At 50.1% G+C, this 7,431-nt stretch carries 8 protein-coding genes; 2 read left to right on the top strand and 6 right to left on the bottom strand.

Annotated features, from left to right (window positions below):
* A partial coding sequence (locus tag Q7V48_01465; protein MDO9209409.1) for a tyrosine-type recombinase/integrase occupies positions 1-157 on the top strand: 157 nt, incomplete at its 5' end.
* 399 nt (positions 158-556) lie between these two features.
* On the top strand, positions 557-1,027 hold the full coding sequence (locus Q7V48_01460) for a MaoC/PaaZ C-terminal domain-containing protein (GenBank protein ID MDO9209408.1): 471 nt from the start codon (positions 557-559) through the stop codon (positions 1,025-1,027).
* Positions 1,028-1,065: 38 nt separating this feature from the next.
* Here the strand turns inward: Q7V48_01460 and Q7V48_01455 are convergent, their stop codons facing one another.
* The 6 genes from Q7V48_01455 to Q7V48_01430 all read right to left on the bottom strand — a co-directional run bounded on the left by Q7V48_01455 (position 1,066) and on the right by Q7V48_01430 (position 7,365).
* Positions 1,066-2,721: a long-chain fatty acid--CoA ligase gene (locus tag Q7V48_01455; protein MDO9209407.1), complete on the bottom strand. Its 1,656-nt coding sequence runs from the start codon at positions 2,719-2,721 to the stop codon at positions 1,066-1,068.
* Positions 2,722-2,753: 32 nt separating this feature from the next.
* Complete coding sequence (locus Q7V48_01450; protein ID MDO9209406.1) at positions 2,754-3,461, bottom strand: ABC transporter ATP-binding protein; 708 nt, start codon at positions 3,459-3,461, stop codon at positions 2,754-2,756.
* Complete coding sequence (locus Q7V48_01445; protein MDO9209405.1) at positions 3,445-4,227, bottom strand: ABC transporter ATP-binding protein; 783 nt, start codon at positions 4,225-4,227, stop codon at positions 3,445-3,447. Before Q7V48_01445 ends, Q7V48_01450 begins: the two co-directional genes overlap by 17 nt.
* Positions 4,224-5,210 carry a branched-chain amino acid ABC transporter permease gene (locus tag Q7V48_01440; protein ID MDO9209404.1) on the bottom strand — a complete coding sequence of 329 codons (987 nt, stop codon included), beginning with the start codon at positions 5,208-5,210 and terminating at the stop codon, positions 4,224-4,226. Before Q7V48_01440 ends, Q7V48_01445 begins: the two co-directional genes overlap by 4 nt.
* Complete coding sequence (locus Q7V48_01435) at positions 5,210-6,067, bottom strand: branched-chain amino acid ABC transporter permease (GenBank protein ID MDO9209403.1); 858 nt, start codon at positions 6,065-6,067, stop codon at positions 5,210-5,212. The genes Q7V48_01440 and Q7V48_01435 overlap by 1 nt, the downstream gene beginning before the upstream one ends.
* 95 nt (positions 6,068-6,162) lie before the next feature.
* Positions 6,163-7,365 carry an ABC transporter substrate-binding protein gene (locus Q7V48_01430; protein MDO9209402.1) on the bottom strand — a complete coding sequence of 401 codons (1,203 nt, stop codon included), beginning with the start codon at positions 7,363-7,365 and terminating at the stop codon, positions 6,163-6,165.
* Positions 7,366-7,431 lie beyond the last annotated feature (66 nt).

Raw genomic sequence — 7,431 nt, 5'->3', positions numbered from 1 at the left:
CTTGCGCCACTCCTTTGCCACGCATCTTCTTGAAGCGCGTTATGACATCCGCACGGTGCAGGAACTGTTGGGACATGCCAATGTCGTCACCACCATGATCTACACTCACGTACTGAACAGGCCCGGGCTCTCAGTAAAGAGCCCGGCGGATATCTGAAGACGGGAATCCGGGGCCACCCATTAAAAGACTTGCTTATTGATATGTCCTAGAGCTACTACAATTGAGCACCGACTGTCAAAAGAAATCTGGTCCTGACTTCAATTGCTTCTCACGATGCGGAAACCGTGGGTTTGTGGGACGGCTCTCGCATTTGTTGGTAAGCAAATGATCTGGTATAAGAACGACTTATTTAAATACTTTGCCTTTCTTCAGGGGGACGTGTGTGGTAGGTCAAATTAAGTTCCTAAAGTGATCCCGCCGCAGGCGGGACTAAGATGAACGGATCCGGGGTTTCTTCTTGACCCGCAATACTCTTTTTCATATACTCAACTCACCCCAAGGCGAGTTTCAAACAATTCAATTCGAGATCCGCCAATCAATAAAAAAGGAGGACTTATGTCCTTGGAAGGCATTTACTTTGAGGATTTTGCCCCGGAAAAAATATTTAAGACCCACAAACGAACGATAACAGAAACTGATCTAGTAAATTTTATGACGCTATGCGGCTTTTTTGAGCCTCTCTTTCTGGATCAAGGGTATGTCGAAACCAAGACAGCCTTTGGAAGGCGAATTGTCCCGGGAGCTTTGTCCCTTGCTTATGCGGAAGGTCTAACCATACTTTCCGGAATCCTCCATCATACGGGCATGGCCTTTTTAGGAATGGAGCTGCAAGTTCTAAAGCCCGTGTTTGTCGGAGATACCATCGGAGTTGAAGTCGAAGTGATCGAAAAGAGAGAAACGCAAAAACCGGACAGGGGAATTGTCACCTTCCGTCATCGGGTGATTAATCAAAATGGCGAAGGGGTCTTGGAATATAAGGTGAAGCGGATGATCCGGCGCAAAGCCGGCAGCGATATCAAGCCGTAGACATCAAGTTGCCTTTGGGAAAATGGTGAATGGGGGGATCAGCTTGGGCGAATGGAGCTTTTCTTCGTCTCCTCTTCTTCTCGCAGGATCTTCCTCAGCACTTTCCCTACGTGCGATTTGGGAAGTTCTTTTCTAAATTCAACGACGGTGGGAACTTTAAACCTGGCCATATTTTTCTGGCAAAATTCGATGATCTCTTCTGCGGTAGCCTGTTCTTTTTCTTTCAAAACCACAAACGCTTTGACCGTTTCGCCCCGATACGGGTCCGGCACTCCCACGATGCAGGCCTCCTGGATTTTCGGGTATTGGTATAGGACTTCTTCGATTTCCCGGGGATAGACATTATAACCGCTGCAGATGATCATGTCTTTTTTCCGGTCGACGATGTAGAAATAGCCTTCCTCATCCATACGGCCGATATCCCCGGTATAGAGCCACCCATTGCGCAGAGTCTTCTTGGTCTCTTCCGGCCGATTCCAATAGCCCAGCATGACCTGGGGACCCCGGATGCACAGTTCCCCTTCCTCCCCCGGGGGAAGGTCTTTCTCTCCTGTTTCCAGGTCGACGATTTTGGCGTCTGTATCGGGCCGGGGCAATCCGATGCTGCCAAGTTTGCGTTTTCCCAGGAAGGGGTTGGCATGGGTCACCGGGGAAGCTTCGGTCAGACCATACCCCTCGCTAATTTTCGCGCCCGTTAACTCTTCAAAACGCTTTTGGGCTTCGATGGGCATGGGAGCGGAGCCCGAACTGCACACCCGAATCGAGGAGATGTTATATTTTTTAACTTGGGGATGGTTGATAATCGCCATGTACATGGTGGGAACCCCGGGAAAGCGGGTGGGCTGGTAAAGATTGATGGCCTCCAAAGCCTCGTCCACGTTGAAGCGGGGCAAAAGGATGATGGTGGCGGCTAATTCAATGGCCTCATTCATGGCCACGGTCATCCCGTAAACATGAAAAAGGGGAAGGACCGCGAGCATTCTCTCCTGTCCTTTCACTGCATCCTGGTTCCAGCTGACACATTGCAGGACATCGGAGACCAGGTTCCGGTGGGTCAGCATGGCCCCTTTGCTGAAGCCCGTGGTACCCCCCGTATATTGCAGGAGGGCCACCTCGTCGGGGTTCACCTGGACAGAAGGCGGAGGCAGGCGCCTTCCCATTTCGACTACCTCTGCATATTCGTAAACCCCCTTGGCCGCGGCTGTTCCCGCTTTTTGCCCAGTCCTTTCACCGCCTGTCTCATGGAGATCAGTAAGGATGATGGTCTTCAGGGGGATTTTTTTCCTCACCGCTTCCAATCGGGGGTAAAAATCTATCAGGGCCAAGATGGATTCCGCCCCGGCATCCTTCAGCTGGAATTCCAACTCTCTCTCGACATACATCGGACTCACATTGACGACGATCCCGCCGATTTTGAGGATGGCGTAGTAGGCTGCTATATACTGGGGGCAATTGGGGAGCATAATGGCCATGCGCTGCCCCTTCTTCAGGCCTCTCTGGGCAAGGCCCGAAGCCACGTTGGCCGCCTCTTCTCCCAGCTGACGATAGGTGATCTTGCGGCCCTGAAAAATGATGGCTTCCTTTTCGGGAAAATCCCTTACCGCGTTATCCAGAAACCGATACAAAGGGATATCTGGATATTGGATATGATGAGGCACTCCCGGTTCGTAGAATTTAAGCCACGGCTTTTCCATGTCTTCTAACGTTCCTCCCACCAAAGGAAACCTTACACCCCAAGGTATGCCTGTTTTACTTTTTCTTCGTTCAGCAACTGTTGGGCTTTTCCGGCAAGAACGATCTCTCCGGTTTCCATCACATAGCCACGGTCGGCGATGTTTAAAGCGACCGCTGCATTTTGTTCCACGAGGAGGATCGTCGTTCCTCCCCGGTTTATTTCTTTGATGACCTCAAAGATCCGGACAACGAGTAAGGGGGCAATTCCCAAGGAGGGCTCATCGAGCATCAATAATTTTGGTACAGACATCAGGGCTCGCCCGATGGCCAGCATCTGTTGCTCGCCGCCGCTTAACGTTCCCGCCTGCTGTTCCTTTCTTTCTTTGAGTACAGCAAAAAGATCAAAAACCTTCTCCATGGTCTCCTTGATCCCCTCTTGATCCTCCCTGCGAACATAAGCGCCCAGGATCAGGTTTTTAAATACCGTCATTTGCGGGAAAAGTTTTCTCCCTTCGGGACAGTGAGAAAGGCCCAGCCTGACGACGGCCTCAGGATCCAAATGTTCGATCTTCTTGCCCTCAAATTCAACCGATCCTTTTTTGGGCTGGATAAATCCCGAAATGGTCCTGAGGAGGGTTGTTTTCCCAGCCCCATTGGCACCGAGAATGGTGATCAACTCCCCTTTGGCCACTTCCATGGATATTCCCTTCAAAGCCTGAGCCCTACCATAGTAGGTTTCTATTTCATGCACTCTTAGCAGCATAGCTTTTCCCCAGGTAAGCTTCGATTACTCGTTGGTCCTGGCCGACTTCTTTGGGCGTCCCTTCGGTAATCTTTCGCCCATAGCTAAGAACCATTATGCGGTCGGGTAGTTCCATCGCTACCTTCATTTTGTGCTCGATAAGGACTATAGTGATCCTTTTCTCCTTGATCTTTTCGATGAGGGTGATCAGGCTACTAATCTCCCTTAAATTAACTCCACCGGTGGGTTCATCCAGCAGAAGTAATTGGGGTTCAGTGGCTAAGGCCATGCCTATGGATAACCGCTTTTGAGCTTCTTGAGTGAGATTGCCGGCGATCATCTTCCGTTCATGGGTTAACCCAACGAATTCCAATAGCTCTTCGGCCTTTTGCCGGCATTCTGCTTCCTCTTGGCTGTGACGACGCCCCCCCAATATAGTCCCCAGGAGAGCCGCTCTGATTCGCAGGCGATGTCCGATAATCAAATTATCCAGGACCGTATCCCGGCTGAAAACGGCAGTGATTTGAAAAGTTCGGGCAATTCCTTTTTGGGCAATCCGGAAAGGCTTCAGGTTAGTAATATTTTCCCCGGCAAAGACCACCTTTCCTCTCGTGGCCTGATGAAAACCGGTAATGACATTAAACAAGGTTGTTTTTCCTGATCCATTAGGACCAATGATGCTAAAAATCTCACCTTCCTGAATATAAAAGTCAAGATCGTCAACGGCTCTCAGCCCGCCAAAATCCTTGCATAATCCTTGCACTTCGAGAAGCTTGGCGCTCATCTCCCCCCCTTACCCGTAAGGCTAACCCATAACAAATTGACTCCACCGACGATTCCCCCGCGGAGGAAGATAACGATGATGACCAGGAGGAATCCATAGGCAACGAAACGGGGAAAGGCAATTCCGTGCAAAAGCTCACTGATTACGGTCAGGATAAAAGCTCCGATTAAAGGCCCCACCATCGTTCCCAAGCCACCGATCATGCAAAAGATTAGGAATTCGAAGGTCACATGATAGTCGGATATCTCCGGGCTCAGAAAACCAATATAGGAGGCATAGAAGACCCCGGCCAAACCCGCAAAAAAAACGCTGATGAGCAATGATCCCAACTTCGTCTTCAAGGCACTGATTCCAAGGGATTCTGCTAACTCTTCATTCCCGCGAATGGCCATGAAAGATCTGCCCATCATGGAGTTAACGACGCGGTGAATGATGATCAAAGTAAGGATGAGAAGGAAAAGGACGAGATAATAATTGGCGGCAATGGAGGTGAAAGTGATTTCTTGACCAAAAGGGAGGGGAATGGGAGCTGGTTTGGGAATACCGAGCAGCCCCCGGGCGCCTTCGGTTAGCTCTTCCCAGTTGTCAATGATAACGGTTACGATCACATTGAAGCACATCGTCCCGATCGCAAAATAAGATCCTTTGGTTCGAAAGGCAAGCAAACCAATAAAGAATCCAAAAATCACGGTGATCAGGCAGGCGATAATCAAGGCGGGCCAAAAATTTAATCCCAATTTCAGCATGAGCAAGCCGCCACTATAGGCCCCAATGCCAAAAAAGGCCCCATGGGCAAGGTTCACTTGTCCCGTGTAGCCCATGATTAAATTCATCGAGGAAGCCGCTATCCCCCAGATGCAACACATGATTAAGATATGCAGATAAAATCGACTGGTCACAAACAAGGGAATCAGGAGCGCCCCGGCAATTAATAAAAGGTAGAGGAGGCGTTTGTTGGTGAAGAATCGGGCTGCGGTCTCCATTATTTACCCCCAAATAATCCTGTCGGTCTAATCGCCAGCACGGTAACGAGAACGCCAAAGGAAAAAACTTCATTATAGGATGTACTGATATACCCGCCGCTCAGGCTTTCCACCACGCCAAGCATAAAACCGCCAATGATCGCCCCGGGAATGCTGCCCATACCGCCCAGGATGATGATGACAAAGGCTTTCAAGATCACAGGCCCTCCCATACCCGGATATACAAGATGAATCGGCGCGACCAGCGCAGCGGCCGCAGAAGCAAGGGCCGTCCCCAAAGCAAACACGATCATTCGCACGCGATTCACACTGATCCCCATTAGTTGGGCGCCCTCCCGATCCTGGGCTGTAGCCTCGATGGTAGCTCCGACGGTTGTTTTCTTGATAAAAAGGTGCAGGAGCACGATTAAAACCGCTGTGACCACGACAATGATGATCCGTTGCAACGTGATGGTCACGCCCAAGAATTGAAACACGTCGGTGTGAATGGGCGGAAACCGCTTGAAATCCGGACCAAAGATATTCAGGGCCCCGTCTACGAAGATAAAGATGAGGCCAATCGCGGCGATGAAAGAGCTAAGGGGGGATTCCAACATTAAAGGGCGATAAACGATCCTTTCAACAAGAACCCCAATCAATGCCAGGGCAGCCATGGCGATGATCATGGCCAACCAGAAGTTAAGCCCCAGGTTGGTAGCGAGTAAAAAGGTAAAATAAGCGCCGGCCATGTACAACGCGCCATGGGCAAAATTGGGAATATGTAAGATCCCATATTCCAGAGTAAGGCCCAGCGCCACCAGAGAATACACGCTGCCCAGCATGATTCCATTCAATACCTGCTGTATAAAAAGCGCCATCGTTAATCCTCTATTTAGAATTTCCCCTCAGGGGGTGATTCTGCAACCACCCCCCGGGAAATCCTCATTTGACTGGCTGAATGCGGTAGGATTTACTATTTAGGAACCCAGGTGGCACCGTATTTTTTATACCAGGGTCTCGGGTCAATATCGATCGGTTGGGTAAATTTCCCTTCGGCGATTTCCATGGCAAAATAGCCGGAAAGAAATTGCCCTTCCTTGGTCATGGTGTGGATGCCCCGTATGGCATGTTTCCCTACGGGCAAGACCTCGGGAAGTGCCGCCATGATTTTATTCAGGTTGGCGGTGGTCCCTGCTTTCTTCATCGCTTCGGCAAATATGTACATGACCTCATAGTTAAACGCCGATTCCGAAGTGGGTATCGAGCCGAATTTTTCCTTATGCTTTTTCGAGTATTCCTGCATGAGCGGCAGAGGCATCAATCCTACCGGACAAACCCCGGTACTGGGGGATATAAGCTTTAAAGGGGTTACTTTTTCCATCTCATCTAACTTGCACTGTGAACCTAATACAAAGCCCCCCTTAAAACCGAGTTCCCGCGCCTGGGAAATGATCATAGCAGACGGCTCGGAGGGGCCGTAGAGGAAGATACAATCGGGTTTGGCAGCTAAGACTTTCGTAAGATAGGGATAGTAATCCGTAACCTTGCCGTAGTCGGCCGGGGCATTGGTAACGATTTCCCCCCCATGGTCCTTCCATAATGTTTCAAATGTTTTTTCGGCCATCTTACCGGCTTCGTGGGTTCCGCAAAGGAGCGCGCCCTTCCTCCAGCCTTTTTTCCAACCAAGATCTATGACCCCAGCATTGTAAAATCCCATGGACATGGGCGCTTTCACTAACAGCTTACTTCCTTGTAGGAGAATAGCAGGATTATCGGTATAGCCGTGAATGATAAAATTTTCTTGCTCGTTGAATTTTAACATGGCCAGGATACCACCGCTGTGGGGGCAGAAGACAAACGGCGGCTTGTGGAGTTCCACGAGCCGGCGAGCGTTGGTCACCGTGTCCGCCGGTTTGTATCGGTCATCCAGAGCGATGACCTTAAAAGTATATTGCTTTCCCGCAACCTGGATCCCCCCGGCCGTATTTATTTCGTCAACGGCCATCTCCTGTCCTTCCAGGTTATTGCGGCCATACTTGGCAGCCCCCCCACTCAGGGGCCCGGTATAGCCGATGTTGATGGTTTCCGCCGGTGCAATTCGGGCTGGGCCAAAAACCAATAACCCGAAAATACTTAGAAAAGAAACTATGAAAACCAGTCCCTTTTTCCGCTTCATACCTCCTCCTTTCCTACAGGATTTTTTCTATTCTATGGCTCTTACCATTTCCCGACTAGGCTGTCA

It is taken from the genome of Deltaproteobacteria bacterium (assembly GCA_030654105.1).
In the GTDB taxonomy this organism is placed as follows: Bacteria; Desulfobacterota; SM23-61; order SM23-61; family SM23-61; genus JAHJQK01.
The sequence above is the reverse complement of the archived record's forward strand: the minus strand, read 5'-3'. Positions and strand labels throughout refer to the sequence as shown.

Bases quoted from the DNA above. Each gene is read 5' to 3' on its own strand.
- Q7V48_01460 (MDO9209408.1), top strand. From the start codon at position 557: ATGTCCTTGGAAGGCATTTACTTTGAGGATTTTGCCCCGGAAAAAATA.
- Q7V48_01455 (MDO9209407.1), bottom strand. From the start codon at position 2,721: ATGGAAAAGCCGTGGCTTAAATTCTACGAACCGGGAGTGCCTCATCAT.
- Q7V48_01445 (MDO9209405.1), bottom strand. From the start codon at position 4,227: ATGAGCGCCAAGCTTCTCGAAGTGCAAGGATTATGCAAGGATTTTGGC.
- Q7V48_01440 (MDO9209404.1), bottom strand. From the start codon at position 5,210: ATGGAGACCGCAGCCCGATTCTTCACCAACAAACGCCTCCTCTACCTT.
- Q7V48_01435 (MDO9209403.1), bottom strand. From the start codon at position 6,067: ATGGCGCTTTTTATACAGCAGGTATTGAATGGAATCATGCTGGGCAGC.
- Q7V48_01430 (MDO9209402.1), bottom strand. From the start codon at position 7,365: ATGAAGCGGAAAAAGGGACTGGTTTTCATAGTTTCTTTTCTAAGTATT.